Genomic DNA, 18478 nt, shown 5'->3' on the forward strand with positions numbered 1-18478 from the left:
CCAGCTCCCGGCTCTTCGCCTCGAGCTGGGTGCCGGTCATACCTGCGGCCCCGGGGATCTCGACGAGCCGGAAGCCCGTGCCCGCACCGACCGTCGTCGCGTCCGTCTCGCTCGCGACGCCGTCGATCGCGAGCCCATAGAGCTTGCCCCCGGTCAGGCCGGCCCGCTCCACGTCGTTGCCCGTCGCCTTCTTCTCGCCGACGTAGACGTAGACCTGGCCGCCGCCGGAGTCGTCGAGGCCGACGACGACCGTCTGGTCGCCGGTGTTCGGCATGGCGACGACGTTCTCCCAGCTGGCCTTGCCGAGCCACGGCAGGATGTAGCTCGTGCCGGCGTCCGGACCGTCGACGACGTGGGCGAGCGCACGACCGTCGGCACCGGCCTCCTCGCCGTTCATGAAGAGGCGGGTCTGCGTGCCCTTGCCCGTCGCCGCGTTGTAGAACGCCGAGGGGTCGGGCAGGTCCGCCGAGCACATCCGGTTGAACGCGGTCGCGACCGTCTCCCACGCGGAGCCGTTCCACGACTTGACCCGCTTGATGAGGTCCTCGCCCGAGCGGACCCGCAGGTTGCCCTTCTCGATGGTCCACTTGGAGACGAACGCGCCGGCCGAGCCGTGGTCCCGCACGACCCCGCTCGTGCTGCCGAGCTCGTGGTTCATCAGGACGGTGAACGTCCCGTCGCCGTTGTCGTAGGCCCCGAGCCCGTCGGGGATGCCGGCCATCTTGTAGCCGCCGACGCTGTCACCGACGGTGAGGACCGACTTCGTGACGATGCCCGGGCGCACCGTCTCGACGTAGGGCGTCGTGGTGGTGGACGGGCCGGTCTGGGCGGGGGTGGCGCCGGCGGTGCCGGTGGCGACGAGCCCGAGGCAGGTGGCCGTGGCGGCCAGAGCCGCGACGGTGGATCGCTTCATGGTTGCTCCATCTCGAACGTGAGTTCCCCTGGACGGTGCCGACGCTAGGTACCTCACGCGTAGCGGTGGCGACCCGCGCCTGGCCTCCGGGTGAACGAGACGCTGCGGATCGGCGCCCTCGCACGAGTGGCGGTATGCCGTTCAGCCGGCTCTCAATGAGACCGCCGGACGGTGCGCGGTCATGTGCCGGATGTCATGACGGTTCCGGGACGAAACTCATGGCGGACAAGGAGATTGGGGATCTACCGTGGGTCGGTGAGCAACACGCCAGAGGGTGGCCCGTTCGGACCCCGCCCGGAGATGCCGCCCGCGACACACGTCCCTGACGACCGGACCGGGGCGAGCGGGCCCCCAACCTGGCCGCATGCGCCGGCGCCCCCGCCGGTCCGCCGGTCGCCGAACCATCGCTGGTGGTGGCTCTTCGCGGCGGGTGTGCTCCTGCTCGTCGGGGCGAGTGGCGGCCTCACCGGTTGGGGTCGCGGTGGTGGGCCGTTCACGGGTTCGACCGAGCAGCGGCAGACCTACCGTGGCGAGTTCACGGCCCTCGACTTCACGGGCGGGTCCGGGGACGTGCAAGTCACCGGCGGCGCCGCGGCCGGCACCGTGGAGGTGACCCGCCGGCTGAGATGGGGGATGGGGCACGGGCAGCCGAACCCGCAGGAACAGGTTCGCGGCACGACCCTCGTGATCGACTCGCGGTGCGGCGGGGGCTTCATGTCGATGTGCTCCATGGACTACGAGGTCGTGGTCCCGGACCGGACCCAGGTGACGCTGGGCGTCGGCTCGGGCGACATCACGATCAGTGGCGTGCTCGGTGCGGTCCAGGCCCAGACCGGTTCCGGGAACATCGACGGGAACGCCCTCAGCGCCGCCGACACAACGCTTCGGACCGGAAGCGTCGAAGTGAAACTCGCCTTAAAGTCGCCGCCCTCGAGGGTCGACCTGCGGACCGGCTCCGGCGACGTCGACGTGTTCGTCCCGAAGAGGGACGCCTACGCCGTCACCGTGTCGACCGGGTCCGGCAACAAGAGCCTCGGCATCGACACGTCCCAGAGCAGTTCGCGCAGCATCCACGTCGAGACCGGCTCCGGTGACATCAACCTCGACTACCGCTGACGACGGCGGCCCGGCTGAGCCGCCAACGGGCTGGGCGGCATACGGAATACACAGGGTCATCACGGGTGGGCGACCTAACGTCGAACGATGAAGCGCGCGCTCTCGCTCACGGCTGTCGCGGCGGTCGGTATGGCGCTCGCCGCCTGCTCGGGGTCACCGACGGGCGGCGCGAGCGCCGGGACCAGCGCCCCACCCGCGGCCGCGGGGACCGCCACGTCGCCGTCCGGGTCGGTGTCGACCTCCGCGCCGACGATCTCCTCGCCCTCGCCGCCGGCCAAGGCCGCGTCCCCGAGCACCAGCGCATCGGCGGCGCCGAAATCCGCGCCTGCCCAGTTCACCCGCACGACCCTCTACTCCGGAGCGGCGCACCCCGACGACCTCGCCTTCGACTCGTCGGGGCGACTCCTCTTCAGCGACTACACGAACGGCACGATCAGCCGGCTCAACGCGGCCGGCAGCGTGACCGTCCTGCACCGCGGCCTCGCCGGCCCCGAGGCGCTCGTCCCGCTCGCCGACGGCACCCTCGTCGTCGCCGAGGAGAAGACGAACCGCATCGTCGCCTTCGCCCCCGGCTCGGGCACGGCACACCTGCTGCGGACGATGCCCGGCAACCCGACCCTCGTCGAGTGCCATCAGGGGACGGACGGGATCGCCTGGGACCCGACGACGAAGAGCCTCGTCATCCCCGACGCGCCCACCGGGACGATCTACCGGCTCAGCACCGACGGGAAAACCCTGACGCAGGTCGCCTCGGGCTTCACCCACCCCGTCGGTGCGACCGTCGCCCCGAACGGCACGATCTATGTCGCCGACGAGTGCGGGGGAGACGTCTGGAGGGTCACGGCAGGTGGGGGCCGCGCGCAAGTCGCGCCGGCCTCGATGCCCGACGATGTGGCGCTCGACGGCTTCGGCAACATCATCGTCACAGACGTCCGGCACGCCCGGCACTCGGTGACGAGGACCAACCTGCGGACCGGCGCCACGACGACGTTGGCCAGCGCCGGCCTCGTGGAGCCGCAGGGGCTGGTGATCGCCGCCGGCGGCGCCATCATCGTCTCGGACGACATCGCGGACGTCATCATCAAGCTGACCCCGCGCGGCTGAGCCACGACCGGTCGGTATGCCGCTGGGCGCGCTCCGTGTGGTGCGCACCACCAATATCAGGGTTTGTCCATATTTCATCCGAAATGGCCATAACCTGCCCGAGGGAAGTGGTGTCGTCTCGCCGTGAGGCTTTTGGGGAAGGGTCAGGTGTGGCAGTCCGTTTCAACGTCCCGCCGGGGTGGCCCACACCGCCACTCTCATGGACGCCGGGCGAGGACTGGCTGCCGGACCCCAGCTGGCCGGAGCCGCCGGCAGGGTGGTCGTTCTGGACCCCGGTCCTCGACGGTGGTGGCTCGCTGACCGTCGCCGACCGAGCGGCGCTCCAGGCCGAGCTCGTCGGTGCCGGGCACGGTTCGTACGGCTGCACGGTCGTCACCTGGTGGGCCGCGGCCGGTGAGATGGCTCCGCCGCCCGACGGCGCGCGCCAGGCGCCGCTCGAGGCACGTCCGGCAATGCCGGTCGTGCCGGTCATGCCCGTCGACGCCCCTCGGCGGAGGATCGCCACGCTCCGGCGTCGGGGGCTGCTCATCGCTGCGGTCATCGTCTGCGCACTCGGACTGGTCGGCTTCCAGGCCAGCCGGATGCTGTTCGTCTCGGACGGGGAGGATGGCCAAGAGATCCCGAAACCGTTGCCGGTCAGCGACACCCGTGTGCCGACGACTCACTCGAGCCACACCTCGGCCGTCACGGCCCCCTCAGTCCCGGCGGCCCCGGCGACCGACCGGCCCGAGCTCGTGGCCGCTCGCCTCGCCTCGCCCTCGTCGACCACGTCGGGCGCGATCACGACGAGGACGGGGACGGCGACTCTCGCGCCGACCACGACTGCCGCTGCCACCGTCGCCCCGGGCCGGACCACTGCCCCGGCCGCGACGACCCGAGCAACCGCGACCTCGCCGGCGGCTCCGACCTCGAGCCGGTCCACCAGGACGGCTGCGCCCAAGCCCACCGTCCCGGCTCGTCCGTCGACCGTTGCCCCGAGCAAGCCGCTCGTCCCGACGACGGCCTCCGCGGTGCCAGCGGGCGGTGGCCGCTCTTGAGCGACCTTGAGTCCCAGCAGAGTCGGCTTCGGAACCGGCTCGGTGCTCTCTCGCCAACCGGCGACGACAGGCCTCCGCTGCGCATCGCCCCCGGGTTGGCCCTGCGCTGGAACGGGGAGGCGCTGCGCGTGGCCGTGCCAGGTCCCCGCCTGACCACACGGGCTGCGGCCCGCACGCGCCGTCGCCCGGAGCGGACCACGCGGCGTGGGAGGCGAAGCCCCGGTCGGCGACTCCAGTCCCAGGCTCCGTTGACGGCCGCCGAGGCGGAGCGCCACGCGCTGGATGCTCTCGACCGCGGTGACGCGGCAGCGTTGGCCGCCCTCGAGGCCCGGCTGACCAGCCTGCATGAAGCCGTGCCGCCCCGCGGACAGCGGCCCCTGGTGGAGCCGTCCCGAGAGCTGACCGCGGCCGATGCCCTGGAGGCCCGAGAGCTGGCAGCGACGGCAGCGGCCGGCATCCAGCGTCGGCGTGACCGGCGTGCTGCGAAGACGGGGGCCCGCTCGAAGGGAGCGGCCGACTCCGCGCAGGTGAGGGCCTTCGTCGCGGCGGGCAGGATCGCCGCCCGGGTGCGCGACGGCTATCAGCAGGCGCTCGCAGACAGCACGTGGCGAGGTCTGGAAGGGCATGACGCAACGTCGGTCATCGCGGCCCTCGACGCGTCGTTCGCCGAGAGCGCGAGCGACTGGACCTGCATCGACGCCGGTCGGGCAGGGCGGGGCCGGCGGCCCTACGCCACCGTCGTCCTCCGGGTGCCGGGCCCCGACGTTGTCCCGGACCGTGGCCCCGGGGAGGCCGTGACCGGCCGTTCGATGCTCCGGCGCAGGACCGCTGCCCAGCGGGAGGAGATCTACCGCGCCATACTCGCCTCGGCGACTCTGGCCGCGGTGAACCACGTGCTGAGCGCGGCCGTCGCCACCGACGACGTCAACGTCGTCCTCGTGCGGCCGGCCCTCCCGAGTGCCACGGACCTGCAGGCCGGTGAGGCCCGCCGCCCCCGCCTCGAGGCCCTCCATGTCATCCGGCTCTCCCGCGAGGAGGTCACGCTGCGACCGGTCGACGCCGACCCGGTCCAGCTCGTCCTCGGCCAGGTGGCTGCGGCGTCACTGCTGGAGCATGACGAGGCGGGCAGGAGCGACGACGAGCCCGCCGACGAGCTGAGCGCCCTGGTCGAGGCGCTGAACGTCGCCCTGCAGGAGGGCTAGGCCGGGCGCTCCGCGGTGGGGCGGCAGCCCCCAGGGCTGCTGCGGCCGCGATCAGCGCGGCGCGCCGGGCGACCCAGTCGTCTCGGCCCAGATCGAGGCCATCTCGTCCAGGGCCTGGACGGTGATGCGTCGCATCGCCTCGCAGGCCCGGGACTCCTCGCGCCGCTGGATCGCCTGGGCCACCTCCGCATGGAGCAGCAGGGCTTCCTGGTCGGGATGGCGGGGCATCAGCCCGTACTGGTGCCGTCCGCTCAGCACCTCGCCCACCAGGTGGTTCAGCTTGAGGAACATCTCGTTGCCCGAGCCCACCAGGACCAGCCGATGGAACTCGACGTCGAGCTCCAGGAACGTCTCGAGGTCACCCTCCATCCCGGCCGTCCACAGCTGAGCCGCGAGGCCGACGAGGGCGCTGCCCTCGGCAAGGCCGCCGCGCACCGCGGCGAGGCGGGCCGCCTCGGGCTCGACGGCCGCGCGCAGCTCGGTGAGAGAGCGCAGCTGCCCCACCCGGTCATCTGAGGCGAGGCGCCACCGGATCACCTGCGGGTCAAAGACATTCCACTCGTCGCGTGGGCAGATGCGCGTACCGACCCGCCGCCGGGACTCGACCAGGCCCATCGATGCAAGGACCCGCAGGCACTCGCGGATGACAGATCTCGAGACGCCGTACTCGGCGGCCAGGTCGTCGATGTAGAGGAGTGTCCCGATGCGCGTGTGGCCACCCGCGATCGCGGTGCCCAGGCCGTCGAGGACGCGCGCGTGCAGACCGTGGCCGGTCGCCGCATCGGGCTCGATGCCCGCGGGGGCCACAGCGTCTTTGCTCACGCACACATCATACGGATTGGTAACGACGAGTTGTTAAAGGCAGAGTTAATGCTAGGGTCCGGGCGTTAAGGCGGACGTAACGCCGCCAAACGGGGTGCGCCACAGCACCCGCGCCCACGACAGGACTAACGGAGGCCGCAATGTTGCGTCGCTCAGTAATCGGAACATCTCTCGCGGTGGTGGCGGCCCTCGGCCTCAGCGCCTGTGGCGGTGGTGACAGCGGGGAGGGGTCCAAGACCGTCCGTGTCACGCTCGCGAACCACGTCTGGACCGACAACATCAAGAAGGCGCTGCCGGAGTTCGAGAAGCAGACGGGGCTCAAGGTCCAGGTCACCCAGCTCGGTGAGGACCAGCTGTCCGACCAGTACAACGTCAAGCTCAACGCGGGCACCAACGAGATCGACGTCATGATGTACCGCCCGCTCCAAGAGGGACGGCTCTTCGCCAAGAACGGCTACCTGGCGGACCTCACCGACAAGACCAAGTCCAGCTCCGAGTGGGACTGGAGCGACTTCCAGAAGGGCCCGGTCGAGGCGACGACGGACGAGGGCAAGGTCGTCGGCGTGCCGATCATCACCGAGCAGGAGGTCCTGTACTACCGCAAGGACCTGCTGCAGAAGGCCGGCATCGCGAACCCGCCGAAGACGCTCGATGAGCTCAAGGCCGACGCCCAGAAGATCAAGGACCAGAACCAGGGCGTGGCGGGCTTCGTCGCGCGGACCGGCAAGTCGCCGGCCGTGACGCAGTTCTCGAGCTTCCTCTACAGCTTCGGCGGCGACTGGAGCGACGGCTCCGGCAAGGCCACGGTGAACACCCCTGAGGCCAAGCAGGCCTACGCCTTCTACGGCGGCCTGATCAAGGACCTCGGTCCGGCCAACGTCAGCACGGACATGAGCTGGCCCGAGGCCATGGCGATCTTCACGCAGGGGCAGGCGGCCTTCTACACCGAGGCGAGCTCGCTCTACAAGAACGCCACCGACCCGGCCAAGTCGAAGGTGGCCGACGCGGTCGGCTTCGCCCCGTTCCCGGCGGGCCCGGCCGGCGCCAAGCCCTACGGCATCCCCTCGTGGGCGCTGGGCGTCAACGAGGCCTCGGACAACAAGGACAACGCCTGGAAGTTCATCGAGTGGGCGACGAGCAAGGCGCAGACGCTCGAGAACCAGAAGGCCGGCGTCCCGGGTCCGCGCACGTCGGTCTGGGGCAACCCGGAGGCGGTCTCGACCTACCCGAAGGACCTCGTCGCCGCGATGGCCGAGGGCGACAAGGGCGCGGTCGGCTATGACCGTCCCCGAGTGACCAAGGTCGCCGAGGCCCGCGAGATGGTCGGGCAGCCGATCGTCGACGCGATCACCGGCAAGGACTCCGCGTCCTCCGCCGACACCGCGAACGAGGCCTTCCAGAAGTTCCTCGACGCAGAGAAGAAGTAACGACCGACGTCGGGTGGCCGGCCCGAGGGACACGAGAGTCCCGAGGGCCGGCCCCCGCCGACGTGGTCCGTATGACGCGACAGGAGCGAGCCGTGACCGCACAGATGCTGTCTTCCGGAACGCCGCGGTGGGTTCGGTGGGCCAATGCGCACCGGAAGTGGTTGTTCGCCAGCCCGGCCATGGCCTTCGTGGCCATCCTCATCATCTTCCCGCTGGGCTGGACCATCTACCTCAGCCTCACGGATGCGGAGGGATCGGTCCGGGCCGCCAAGGAGTTCGTCGGGTTTGCGAACTTCGCCGAGGTGCTGTCCGACACCGAGCGCTTCTGGCCCGCGACGTGGCGGACGGTGCAGTTCACGGCGGTCGTCCTGATCGTCGAGGTGGTGCTCGGGATGGCCATCGCGCTGCTGCTGTGGCGTCCATTCCGCGGTGAGCGCTGGGTCCGGGTCGCCATCCTGCTACCCCTGGTCGCGACGCCCGTCGCGGTGGGCATGATGTGGCGCCTCATCTTCGACCCCAACATCGGCCTCGCGAACACGGTCATCGGCTGGGTCGGGATCCCGCCGCAGCCCTGGCTGGCGGGTCAGTCCACGGCGCTGCCGACGACGATGTTCATCGACATCTGGCAGTGGACACCGATGGTCGTGCTCATCCTCCTGGCCGGCCTCACGTCGCTCTCGGACGAGCCCCAGGAGGCGGCCCTCATCGACGGCGCGAACGCCTGGCAGCGGTTCCGGCACGTCACCCTGCCGCTGCTCATGCCGACCGTCATCGTCGCGGTCCTCCTGCGCGGCATCGACGCGCTCAAGACGTTCGACATCCTCTATGCCACCAAGGGCAAGGGAGGCGGCTCGTTCCACGAGGTGGAGACCTTGAACGTCTACGCCTACGGGCTCAGCTTCGACTACAACGAGTACGGGATCTCCTCGACCGTGCTCATCATCTTCTTCCTCATCATCGTCGGCTCGATGTGGGCGCTGACGGCCCGCCGAAAGGACGCTGCGTGATGCGTGCCTCCGGTCCCTTCAAGGCCTTCCGGGTCCTCGCCCTCGTCGTCGTGGTGCTCGGCCTCGTCGCACCGTTGCTCTGGATGGTCGCGGCGTCGTTCAAGACGAACGTCGACATCTACGACTCGAGCAAGGCGGTCCTCTTCGACCCGACGACGGCCAACTACGGCAAGGTCTTCCAGCAGGCGAACTACCTGAAGTTCATCGTCAACAGCTTCTGGGTGGCGTTCGCGTCGACGGCGCTGTCGCTCGTGCTCGGAGTCCCGGCGGCGTACTCCATGGCCCGCTTCGGGATGCGGCGCTCGGCGCTCGTCGTGCTCATGGCGCGCGTCATCCCCGGCGTCTCGCTGCTCGTGCCGTGGTACTACGTCTTCTCGAACCTTCGGATGGTCGGCGGCTACGGCGTCCTGATCCTCAGCCACATGTTCGTGGCGCTCCCGCTGATCGTCTACATCATGATGGGCTACTTCGAGGGCCTCCCCGAGGAGCTCGAGGAGTCCGGGCTCGTCGACGGCCTCACCCCGATCGGTGCGTTCCGGCGGATCACGCTGCCCCTGTCCACCCCCGGCATCGCGACGGCCGCGATCCTGTCGTTCATCTTCTCGTGGAACAACTTCATGTTCGCCCTCGTCCTGTCGGGTGGCAGCACGAAGACGCTCCCGGTCGCCATCTTCGACTTCGTCGGCTACGCCAGCATCGACTGGGGCGGGCTCATGGCGGCCTCGACGATCGTGACGCTACCGATCATGCTCGTCGCACTCTTTGCCCAGAAGTACGTCGTCTCCGGCCTGACCGCCGGCGCAACGAAGGGTTGACCAGCCGTGACCACCATCTCCCGCGTCGAGACGTTCCTCGTCGCTCCCCGCTGGCTCTTCGTCCGCATCGAGACCGACAGCGGCATCGTCGGCTGGGGCGAGGCGACCTGTGAGGGCCGCTCCGAGACCGTCCGGACCGCGGTCGAGCAGCTCGCCGAGATGATCGTGGGACGGGACGCCCTGCGCATCGAGGACCACTGGCAGGTCATGACGAAGGGGTCCTTCTACCGCGGGGGGCCGATCCTCTCCAGCGCGGTCTCGGGGATCGACCAGGCGCTCTGGGACATCGCGGGCAAGCACCTCGGCGCCCCGGTCCACCAGCTGCTCGGCGGCCCCGTCCGCGACCGGATCCGCGTCTACGGCTGGGTCGGCGGTGACGAGCCGGCCGAGGTCGCGGACCACATCCGGGCCCAGGTCGAGGCGGGTCTCACGGCGGTCAAGATGAACGCCAGCGGCCGAATGAGCCCGCTGGGATCGGTCGCCGAGCTCGACGGCGTGGTCCGCCGCGTCGCCGCCGCCCGCGAGGTCCTGGGCGACGAGCGCGACGTGGCGGTCGACTTCCACGGGCGCTTCAGCCTCGCGACCGCCAAGCGGGTCGCCCCGCTGCTCGAGCCGTACCGTCCGTTCTTCCTGGAGGAACCGGTCGTGCCCGAGAACTCCCACCTCATCGGTGAGTTCGTCCGCTCGACGACGACTCCCGTCTCGACGGGGGAGCGGCTCTACAGCCGGCAGGAGTTCCTGCCGGTGCTCCAGGCCGGCATCGCGGTGGCCCAGCCCGACCTGTCGCATGCCGGCGGGATCACCGAGACTCGCAAGATCGCTACGCTCGCCGAGACGTTCGACGTGCAGCTGGCTCCGCACTGCCCGCTCGGGCCGCTCGCGCTGGCGGCCTGCCTCCAGGTCGGCTTCGCCACGTCGAACCACCTGATCCAGGAGCAGAGCATCGGCATCCACTACAACGAGGGCGCCGAGGTGCTCGACTACGTCCTCGACACCGCTCCGCTGCAGTTCGTCGACGGCTACATCGAGCGGTTCACCGGCCCGGGCCTCGGGGTCGAAATCGATGAGCAGGCGGTGCGCCGTGCGGACGAGAAGGGTCACGCGTGGCGCGGACCGGTGTGGCGGCATACCGACGGCTCGTTCGCAGAGTGGTGACCATGGCTGAGGAGCTGTTCCTGCGGGAGCTGAGGCAGTCCCGCCTCATGGCCATCGTCCGCGCGGCGGACCCGGCCCACGCGGAGTCCGCCGCGCGCGTGCTCCTCGAGGAAGGCGTGCGGTTCGTCGAGGTTGCCCTCACGACCCCTGACGGGCTCGGCGTCATCGAGCGGCTGCGACCGCGTGTCCCCGAGGGGTCTTGGCTGGGGGCCGGGACGGTGCTGACCCGCGAGGACGTGGCCCGCGTGGAGTCGGTCGGCGGCCAGTTCGTCGTCACGCCCGCGGTCGTCGAGTCGCTCGACGAGGCCGTATGCCGCTCGCTGCCGTCCGTGGTCGGCGCACTGTCCCCGACGGAGATCGTCACGGCACGCGCGCGGGGCGCCTCGCTCGTCAAGCTCTTTCCCGCGTCCGTGGGTGGCCCGGGGTATCTCAAGGCCGTCAGGGACCCGCTCCCGGACGTGCCGATCCTCGCGGTCGGCGGGGTCGGGCTCGAGGAGGCCCGCGCGTTCCTGCAGGTCGGGGCGGTCGGCGTCGGCGTCGGCGGGCCGTTGGTGGGTGACGCCGCGTCGGGTGGTGACCTCGCCGAGCTGCGGGCTCGTGCCCGAGCCTTCCTCGACCTCGTGGAGGGCTTCGTCGGATGAGCTCCCTCGGGCCACCCGAGCCGTCGGGCACCGCGCTGGACGTGCTCACGTTCGGCGAGGCGATGGTCTCCTTCCGGAGCGCCGGCCCACTGGCGAGTGGCGCGGCCGTCGCGCCCGGGCTCGCCGGTGCCGAGACGAACGTCGCCATCGCGCTCGCGCGGCTGGGTCATCGCGCCGGGTGGGTCGGCCGATTGGGGGCAGACCCGTTCGGTGACCTCGCCCTGCGTGAGCTGCGGGCCGAGGGCGTGGACGTCAGCCACGTGGTGACCGACGTCGAGGCGCCCACGGGGCTGATGTTCCTAGAGCAGCGGACCGCCGACGTCTCGCGGGTGGACTACCGCCGTGCCGGATCGGCCGGCTCGCGTCTCTGTCCTGCTGACCTCACGCAGCCGCTCGGCCCCTCCCCGCGGATCCTGCACGTCACGGGGATCACGCCGGCCCTGTCGGTGACGGCGCGCGAGGCCTGGGCAGCCGCGCTGGACGAGGCCTCGGGGGCGGACGTGCTCGTGTCCCTGGACGTCAACTACAGGGCGCGGCTCTGGGACCGGGCGACCGCTCGGGATGTCCTGCAGGCGCGGGCCGCCGGAGCTGACATCGTCATCGCCTCCGACGACGAGCTCGATCTCGTGGCCGACGGTCCGGAGGCGGAGGCAGTCGGCGCCCTGCTGGCCGGCGGCTCCTCGTACGTCGTCGTGAAACGCGGTGCCTGCGGAGCCTCGGTCTGGACGGCGGACGGCAGGATCGACGCGCCGGCCCTGCCGGTCACGGCCGTCGACACCGTCGGTGCGGGCGACGCCTTCAGTGCCGGGTTCCTCTCCGGGCTCCTGGACGGGCTCGACGCCGGGGCCTGTCTCCAGCGGGGAGTCCTCCTCGGCGCTTGGGCAGTCAGCACGAGGGGCGACTGGCAGGGGCTGCCCCGGAGGGCAGAGCTCGACCTGCTCGCGATGGGCCCGGGAGCGACCCTGCGCTGACCCCAATCGAGAGTGCACTTCTCTGGATCGACAGTGCACTTCTCATGATCGACAGTGCACTTCTCTGGATCGAGAGTGCAACGAGCTGCACTGTCGATCCAGAATTCTGAACTCTCGATGGAGAATTCTGCACTGTCGATGGAGAAAAGTGCACTGTCGATGCGGGGGGAGGAGCGGTCGGTGCCCTATGGTCAGCACGATGTCTGCCGCGCCTCGGAACCGCCTGATCTGGATCGCCCTCGCCGTGGGGGCCGTGATCGCCATCCCGAGACTGGGTGAGGCGGTGCCCTCCGCGGACCAGCGGGCGGGCTCGACTGCGTCGCCGACCACGGTGGCCAGCGCCGCCGCGCCGGAGCAGCCGAGGTCCACGGCAGCGGTCCCAGCCCCGGGGAGAGGTGCGGGCGGTGCTGCCTCGACCCCGCAGAGCCGGCCGTCCTCGCCGTCCTCGCCGTCCACCGCACCAGCGGCGCGTCCCGGAACCGCCCTCGCCGCCGCGCGCACGCTGACGGTCAAGGGGCGTGCACCGAAGACGGGGTATGACCGCGCCCAGTTCGGCCAAGCCTGGCTCGACACCGACCGCAACGGCTGCGACACCCGCAACGACGTCCTGCGCCGAGACCTGAGGAACCTCGTCCTCAAGGCCGGCACTCGCGGCTGCGTCGTCCTGCGCGGGACCCTGAACGACCCCTACACCGGCACCTCGATCGCCTTCGTCCGCGGCGAGCGGACGTCCAGCGCCGTGCAGATCGACCACGTCGTCCCGCTCGCCGACGCCTGGCAGAAGGGTGCCCAGCAGTGGTCGCCCGAGCGCCGCGCCGAGTTCGCGAACGACCCGCTCAACCTGCTCGCCGTCGATGGCCCGACGAACGTGCGCAAGGGGGCGGGTGACACCGCGACCTGGCTCCCGCCGAAGGCCTCGTACCGGTGTGCGTATGTCGCCCGCCAGGTCGCCGTCAAGGCGAAGTACCGCCTCTGGGCGACCGCTGCCGAGCGTGACGCCATGGTCCGCGTGCTGACGCCCTGCCCGAACCAGCCGCTCCCGACGGCCGCCTCGTTCACGCTCGGCGGTGGACGCGAGGAGGCTGCAGCGCCTGCCGCGCCGAAGCCGGCCGCCAAGCCGGCGCCGCCGGCGCCCAACGCACCGGCACCGGCGCCCAAGACGGGCGGCAAGACGGATCCGCGCTTCGCGACCTGCAAGGCGGCCAAGGCGGCCGGCTACGGCCCCTACCGTGCCGGCGTCGACCCCGAGTACGGCTGGTACCGGGACGCCGACAAGGACGGGATCGTCTGCGAGTAGCCGCGGTGGTCCACGTGCGGGGGCCAGCGCCCCGGTGTTCGGTCAGACCTTCTCGGTGAGGCGCAGCGTCGTCATGCACGACGGGCTGCCCTCGGTCGTGGCAAAGGGGGCGCTGCCTCTGACGCCGTCGTGCGTCACGGTCACCGTGCCCCTGACGTCACGCGGGAGCCAGGTGCCGACGAAGCCGTTCGCATAGGTCTTCGCCTGCCTGTCGACGAGGACCTTGCCCTGGTCGTCGACGATCCTGACCGTCACGTCCTCGTTCGCGAGCTCGCCCTTGCAGGTGGCGAGGCTGTGGTTGTAGCACTCGTGCGTGTGCGTCCGGTACGGCGCGACCGACAGGTAGAAGAGGCCGTCCGGCAGCCCCAGCTTCGCCTCCTGGTCGTCCTTCGTGAGGACGAGCTCGCTGCCGCGCACGGAGGCGCCGAATCCCAGGGGCCGGGCGTCGGGAGAGGAGTCGATCGCCTCGATGATCTGCTGGGTGCTCTTGCCGGAGAAACCGAGCTGCTGGACGACGGCATTCTGCTGGGCCGATCCCTGCGGTGCCTCGGGTGCGGACGTGCTGGTGCACCCGGCGAGGGCGAGGAAGGCGGCGGTGGCGACGGTGGCGACGGACTTGCGCATGTGAGTGGCTCCCGGATCGTGTCTGCTACAGACAGTAGTAGAGCATGGGTGGCCACCGGGACTGCCACGAGGTGACCGGGGCCTCAGTCAGTTGGGGGAGAAGCCACCCAGCTCGATCCGGCCGGGGACGGCACGCACCTGCGTGACGAGGGCCAGCTCACGGCGGAGGATCTTCAGCAGGGTGTGGAGCCGGTCGCCCTCGGTCCGGCCCTCGAGGACCGCCTGCCGGTCCACGAGCTCGAGGGCCGACCGCTCGACGACCCGATAGGAGAGGTCGTCGCTGTCGATGTCGGGGAGCGCGCGCGTCGTCGCGCCCAGGGCGGCGAGCACCTGGGTGTGCACGGACCGGACCTTCTCGCCGAGGAAGGAGGCGTCGACATGTGGCGTCGACCCGGGCCGTCGCGCGACCGGGTCCATCCACGTCACCTGGCCCGTGAGGTATGGCGTCCCCGCCGCCTCGTCGCGACCAGTGAGGCGGAACCGCCGGCGCCCGCGGGCGATGACATGGAACGGTGGCTCGGTCCCGGTCACCTGCTCGATGACGGCCTCGCAGCCGATGTCGAACAGCTCGGTCGCCGCGCCCTCACCGACCTCGACGCCCTTGCGGATCGCGACGACGCCGAAGGCCCGCTCCCCCGGGGGAGCGGAGGTGTTGAGATCAGCGAGCAGCGCGACATACCTCGGCTCGAAGACCATGAGCGGCAGCTGTGCGCCCGGCAGCAGCACGGTTCCCAGCGGGAAGAGCGGCAGCGAGGGCATGCACAGAGAGTATGGCGCGACCCGCGCCGAGTCAGGCGGCGAGGCGGAGACGCTCGGCCGCGGCGTCGGCCGCGAGAGCCGCCCGGCGCTGCTCCTCGAGCTCGGCGAGGCGCAGCTCGTAGAGGAGAGCACGCTGCGACAGCTGCTCGTGTGCGAGGGAGTGCTGTCGCAGCATGCCGATCAGGGCCCCGAGCGCCAGGACGAGCGCACCACCGACGGCGGCCATCAGCCACCACGGAAGCGGCGTCCGGATGCTGTCCGTCGCGAAGAGCGCCCCCGCCGTCACGCCGATCCCCGTCAGGAAGCCGACCGCGATGCCGATCCGGGACGACGCGCCCTCGTCGATGACCTGCAAAGCCTGCAGGGCGAGCGCCCGCTCCTCACGCGCCCGGGCCGGGCGCAGGTGGATGGCCGCCGGGAACCGGTGTGCCGCGCGCTTGCGGGACAGCGGCTTGGCCGGCCGCGTGAAGTCCCACGGCGCGTCATACAGACCGGCGTTCGACTCACGGCTGGGGCGGTGCCACGCGATCGAGGACGTTGCCTCGGTGATGCTCTGCTCGGACATCGTGTCTCCTCGTCAGGGGTCCTGCGAGGAGTCAGAGGCGCGGCGGGCCGCGCTGATACACGTGGGCAGAACGGAGCCGCGGCGGCATGGCGACGATCCTCGTCGGGCTCGTCGTCGTGCCGTACCTCTTCGTGCGGCTCTACCAGGTGCGGTTGCTGGGCCAGTGACTCACGTCGAGCGCCGGCGGCCCTTGGTGAAGTAGAGAATCGGCCCGATCCAGTTGATCGCGATGAGCGCGGCCCACTTCGCCTTGCTGCCGTTGACCTCCTCGGCGCGGCGTCGCGCGAGGTCAGCCCAGGCCGTCGCCGCCAGCGAGAGCTGGACCGAGCCGACTGAGAGGATCGTCGCCCGCTGTCGCCGGCTCAGCTCGGACCACTTCTTCTTCTGCCTCGCCATGGCTCAGATCACCTCCGGGGTCGCACGTTTCCCGATGCGGCAACAACAGCTCAGGGCTCGAGGGTTGAGTCCCCGTACGTGTCCCGGTAGTAGCTGTTCAGGCTCTCGCGATACGTCAGATCGCTCCCGCCCTTGTCCGCGTCATACTTCGGCGAGTCCTTGATCTGGTCCTTTGTCCGGTCGACCCAGACTTCCTTCTCGTCCCAGTTGACGCGGTCGATGATGCCGGCCGGCAGCATGACCTTGTGGCCGAAGATCCACGGTCCGGTGTCGACGACGAGGTAGCTCGCCCCGACCTCGGTGGTCGCCTCGTCGACCTTGCCGATGTCGCCGTCCGTGGCATGGACCTTGAAGCCCGTGAGGCCGCCCGTCCGATCTGTCATGTCGATGCTCTGGCGGTAGTTCCAGGGATCCCAACTGCTCATGGTGGACTCCTCTCGTTCCCGAAAACGCCTACCCACCGTCCACCCCTGTAAACCCGGCGGGCGGCGGCAGGACGTGGACAGCTGCCCAGTGAGCCGGAGGTCAGCTGCGCCCCGCAGCCCGGTGGGCGGCATACCTCTTGTTGCGGCATCGCCCGAAACCCCCACCCGCATCGGCGCGATCTGGAACCGTGGTGAAGGTGACCGAGCAGCCGATCGGGCCCGTGGCCTCCGCGATCACGGCGTTCGTCGGCGGGGCGCCGGCGGGACCGGTCTGCGAGCCGCGACTCGTCACGTCGATGTCGCACTTCACCCGGCTGTACGGCGGACTGTGGCGGGAGAGCCATCTCGGCTACTCGGTGCGGGACTACTTCCGGCATGGTGGCCGGATGGCGGTCATCGTCCGGACCGACCCGGACGCCGACATCACGCGGTCCCAGCTGGGCGGCCTGAGGCAGCTGCGCGACCAGCCGATGGCCACCCCGAGCGGTGACCCCATCGCTCTCCTTGTCGTGCCGCCCGGTGGCGTGGACTCGCACGGCTGGGTCGAGCCGACCCTCGACGTGCTCCGCGAGGCCGTCGCGACGGCGGAGGAGCTGAGCGCATTCGCGGTGCTCGACGCGCCCGCGGCATGGGCGGGCATGACCGACCCGGTCGGCGGGGCGGCTGACGTGCTCGAGTCGCTGCGTACCTCCTATGCGGCGATGTACTTCCCGCAGCTGGTCGAGGTCGACCCGTTGACCGGCGAGCTGCTCGCCATCAGCCCGAGCGGCGCGGTGGCCGGGATCATCGCCCGGACGGATGCGCAGTACGGGCCGTGGAACGCGCCCGCGGGCACGGCGACGACGGCGCTCGACGTCGATGGCCTGACCGTGTCGCTCGGTCCCGGACGGACCGAGGCCTTGGCGCAGCTGCGGATCAACGCCATCCGGTCGTTCCCGGGGACCGGCCCGCTCGTCTGGGGAGCACGCGCCCTCGGCACCGACCCGGAGTGGGCCTATGTGCCGACCCGACGCATGGCGATCTTGCTCGAGCAGAGCATCGCCCGAGGCCTGCGGTGGGCGACGTTCGAGCCGAACGCCGAGCCGCTCTGGGGGCGCGTGCGTGTCCGTGTCGAGGAGTTCCTCCACCAGCTGTTCCGGTCGGGCGCCTTCCCGGGGTCGAAGCCCGAGGAGGGCTTCTTCGTGCGGTGCGACCGGAGCACGATGACCCAGGCCGACATCGACGACGGCGTCCTGCGGATCCTGGTCGGCTTCGCGCCGACGCGGCCGGCCGAGTTCATCCCGCTCCAGATCACGCTGGCGGTCGGCCAGGCGGCCTAACGCCGACGGTGCTCGGCGAGGTCATCGAGGACCTCGCCGATGCGGGCCACCAGCGAGACGTGGCCCACTCCGTCGAGCAGGTGCGGCCGGGCTCCGGGCACGTGCGCCGCCAGCCACTCACCATGGCTCGACGGCACCATGAGGTCCTTACGACCCTGCCAGACCGCCACCGGCACCGTGATGGAGGCCGGGTCGAAACCCCAGGGGTCGCAGAACGCAAGGTCGTCCTCGACCCATCCCTCGGCACTGACCCTGACGGCCTCGCGGGCCAGCGCCGCGATGTAGTCGGCGAGTGGCCCCCTGAGCGCAGCGAGGTCCGGCTCGCTGAGCAGGCCGCCCAACGCCTCGACGAGCTGCTCCCCGGTGACGCTGCGATAGGGCTGCGCCATCTCCTCGAGGGCCGGGGCGAGCACCTCGCGGCCCTTCGACGCCAGGGTGAACTCCTCGACGTTGTCCTCCGCCATCCCCGCGAGGAAGTCGAGGTCGGGCTCAAGAGAAGGAGCGGCGCCGGCGATGGTCGCGGCCCCCAGGCAGCGATCCGGGAGCAGCGCTGCGCAGGAGAGCGCGTGCGGTCCGCCTCCCGACCAGCCGAAGGTCACGAACTCGCCGACCCTGAGGGCGTCGAGGACCGTGGCGCTGTCCGCCGCGGCATCCGCGACCGTCCGCCCCGGCTGCGGAGTGCTCGAGCCGTAGCCCGGGCGGCTGTAGGTGACCCACCGCAGTCCCGAGCTCCGCGCGGCGGCGATTCCGGCGGGCCAGGGGACCGCGCCGCCTGGAGTCCCGGAGTGGTAGAGGAGCGGCAGCCCGTCCCCGCCCGCGTCGAGCACGTCGAGGGAGCGCCCGGCGGGGCGTGGTGACCGTACGCGCCGTGGCGCCGTCCAGG

General features: G+C 71.0%; 19 protein-coding genes and 1 pseudogene. 12 read left to right on the plus strand and 8 right to left on the minus strand.

Annotated elements, in window-relative coordinates:
* Positions 1 to 913: pseudogene (locus tag ACTHJJ_RS00780) on the minus strand (hypothetical protein); the annotation flags it as partial.
* Positions 914 to 1168: 255 nt separating this feature from the next.
* Between ACTHJJ_RS00780 and ACTHJJ_RS00785 the strand changes: the two are divergent.
* The 4 genes from ACTHJJ_RS00785 (at position 1169) to ACTHJJ_RS00800 (ending at position 5372) form a co-directional block, all read left to right on the plus strand.
* Positions 1169 to 2029: a DUF4097 family beta strand repeat-containing protein gene (locus ACTHJJ_RS00785; protein ID WP_440301033.1), complete on the plus strand. Its 861-nt coding sequence runs from the start codon at positions 1169 to 1171 to the stop codon at positions 2027 to 2029.
* Positions 2030 to 2116: 87 nt separating this feature from the next.
* Positions 2117 to 3133, plus strand: a complete 1017-nt coding sequence (locus ACTHJJ_RS00790; RefSeq protein WP_440301034.1) for a Vgb family protein — start codon at positions 2117 to 2119, stop codon at positions 3131 to 3133.
* 149 nt (positions 3134 to 3282) lie between these two features.
* On the plus strand, positions 3283 to 4170 hold the full coding sequence (locus ACTHJJ_RS00795) for a hypothetical protein (protein WP_440301035.1): 888 nt from the start codon (positions 3283 to 3285) through the stop codon (positions 4168 to 4170).
* Between the two features lie 248 nt (positions 4171 to 4418).
* Positions 4419 to 5372, plus strand: a complete 954-nt coding sequence (locus ACTHJJ_RS00800) for a hypothetical protein (protein ID WP_440301036.1) — start codon at positions 4419 to 4421, stop codon at positions 5370 to 5372.
* A gap of 51 nt (positions 5373 to 5423) precedes the next feature.
* Here the strand turns inward: ACTHJJ_RS00800 and ACTHJJ_RS00805 are convergent, their stop codons facing one another.
* Entirely contained in the window at positions 5424 to 6194 is a 771-nt protein-coding gene (locus ACTHJJ_RS00805; RefSeq protein ID WP_440301037.1) for a FadR/GntR family transcriptional regulator, read from the minus strand.
* A gap of 140 nt (positions 6195 to 6334) precedes the next feature.
* Between ACTHJJ_RS00805 and ACTHJJ_RS00810 the strand changes: the two genes are divergently transcribed.
* From ACTHJJ_RS00810 to ACTHJJ_RS00840, 7 genes are all read left to right on the plus strand, one after another.
* Positions 6335 to 7621, plus strand: coding sequence for an ABC transporter substrate-binding protein (locus ACTHJJ_RS00810; protein ID WP_440301038.1), 1287 nt, complete (start codon positions 6335 to 6337; stop codon positions 7619 to 7621).
* A gap of 92 nt (positions 7622 to 7713) precedes the next feature.
* A complete protein-coding gene (locus ACTHJJ_RS00815) occupies positions 7714 to 8628 on the plus strand; it encodes a carbohydrate ABC transporter permease (protein WP_440301039.1) in 915 nt (304 codons plus the stop codon).
* On the plus strand, positions 8628 to 9443 hold the full coding sequence (locus tag ACTHJJ_RS00820) for a carbohydrate ABC transporter permease (RefSeq protein ID WP_440301064.1): 816 nt from the start codon (positions 8628 to 8630) through the stop codon (positions 9441 to 9443). The genes ACTHJJ_RS00815 and ACTHJJ_RS00820 overlap by 1 nt, the downstream gene beginning before the upstream one ends.
* Positions 9444 to 9449: 6 nt before the next feature.
* Positions 9450 to 10598, plus strand: a complete 1149-nt coding sequence (dgoD, locus tag ACTHJJ_RS00825; RefSeq protein WP_440301040.1) for a galactonate dehydratase — start codon at positions 9450 to 9452, stop codon at positions 10596 to 10598.
* Between the two features lie 2 nt (positions 10599 to 10600).
* A complete protein-coding gene (locus ACTHJJ_RS00830; RefSeq protein ID WP_440301041.1) occupies positions 10601 to 11239 on the plus strand; it encodes a bifunctional 4-hydroxy-2-oxoglutarate aldolase/2-dehydro-3-deoxy-phosphogluconate aldolase in 639 nt (212 codons plus the stop codon).
* A complete protein-coding gene (locus ACTHJJ_RS00835; protein WP_440301042.1) occupies positions 11236 to 12210 on the plus strand; it encodes a sugar kinase in 975 nt (324 codons plus the stop codon). Before ACTHJJ_RS00830 ends, ACTHJJ_RS00835 begins: the two co-directional genes overlap by 4 nt.
* 199 nt (positions 12211 to 12409) lie before the next feature.
* Entirely contained in the window at positions 12410 to 13507 is a 1098-nt protein-coding gene (locus ACTHJJ_RS00840) for a GmrSD restriction endonuclease domain-containing protein (RefSeq protein WP_440301043.1), read from the plus strand.
* Between the two features lie 42 nt (positions 13508 to 13549).
* Here the strand turns inward: ACTHJJ_RS00840 and ACTHJJ_RS00845 are convergent, their stop codons facing one another.
* The 5 genes from ACTHJJ_RS00845 to ACTHJJ_RS00865 all read right to left on the minus strand — a co-directional run bounded on the left by ACTHJJ_RS00845 (position 13550) and on the right by ACTHJJ_RS00865 (position 16276).
* Positions 13550 to 14131, minus strand: coding sequence for a CueP family metal-binding protein (locus ACTHJJ_RS00845; RefSeq protein WP_440301044.1), 582 nt, complete (start codon positions 14129 to 14131; stop codon positions 13550 to 13552).
* Positions 14132 to 14218: 87 nt separating this feature from the next.
* Positions 14219 to 14890 (minus strand): LON peptidase substrate-binding domain-containing protein, encoded by a 672-nt coding sequence (locus tag ACTHJJ_RS00850; protein ID WP_440301045.1) that lies wholly within the window; start codon positions 14888 to 14890, stop codon positions 14219 to 14221.
* 31 nt (positions 14891 to 14921) lie between these two features.
* A complete protein-coding gene (locus ACTHJJ_RS00855) occupies positions 14922 to 15455 on the minus strand; it encodes a hypothetical protein (protein ID WP_440301046.1) in 534 nt (177 codons plus the stop codon).
* A gap of 168 nt (positions 15456 to 15623) precedes the next feature.
* Positions 15624 to 15851, minus strand: a complete 228-nt coding sequence (locus ACTHJJ_RS00860) for a PLDc N-terminal domain-containing protein (RefSeq protein ID WP_440301047.1) — start codon at positions 15849 to 15851, stop codon at positions 15624 to 15626.
* A 50-nt stretch (positions 15852 to 15901) separates the two neighbouring features.
* Positions 15902 to 16276: a PRC-barrel domain containing protein gene (locus ACTHJJ_RS00865; protein ID WP_440301048.1), complete on the minus strand. Its 375-nt coding sequence runs from the start codon at positions 16274 to 16276 to the stop codon at positions 15902 to 15904.
* Positions 16277 to 16473: 197 nt separating this feature from the next.
* Between ACTHJJ_RS00865 and ACTHJJ_RS00870 the strand changes: the two genes are divergently transcribed.
* Positions 16474 to 17595, plus strand: a complete 1122-nt coding sequence (locus tag ACTHJJ_RS00870) for a phage tail sheath family protein (protein ID WP_440301049.1) — start codon at positions 16474 to 16476, stop codon at positions 17593 to 17595.
* Here the strand turns inward: ACTHJJ_RS00870 and ACTHJJ_RS00875 are convergent.
* Positions 17592 to 18422, minus strand: coding sequence for an alpha/beta fold hydrolase (locus tag ACTHJJ_RS00875; RefSeq protein WP_440301050.1), 831 nt, complete (start codon positions 18420 to 18422; stop codon positions 17592 to 17594). The two genes, ACTHJJ_RS00870 and ACTHJJ_RS00875, sit on opposite strands and share 4 nt — an antisense overlap.
* Positions 18423 to 18478: the final 56 nt, after the last annotated feature.

Origin of the sequence: Intrasporangium sp. (assembly GCF_051961875.1) — a bacterium.
Lineage (GTDB): Bacteria > Actinomycetota > Actinomycetes > Actinomycetales > Dermatophilaceae > Intrasporangium_A.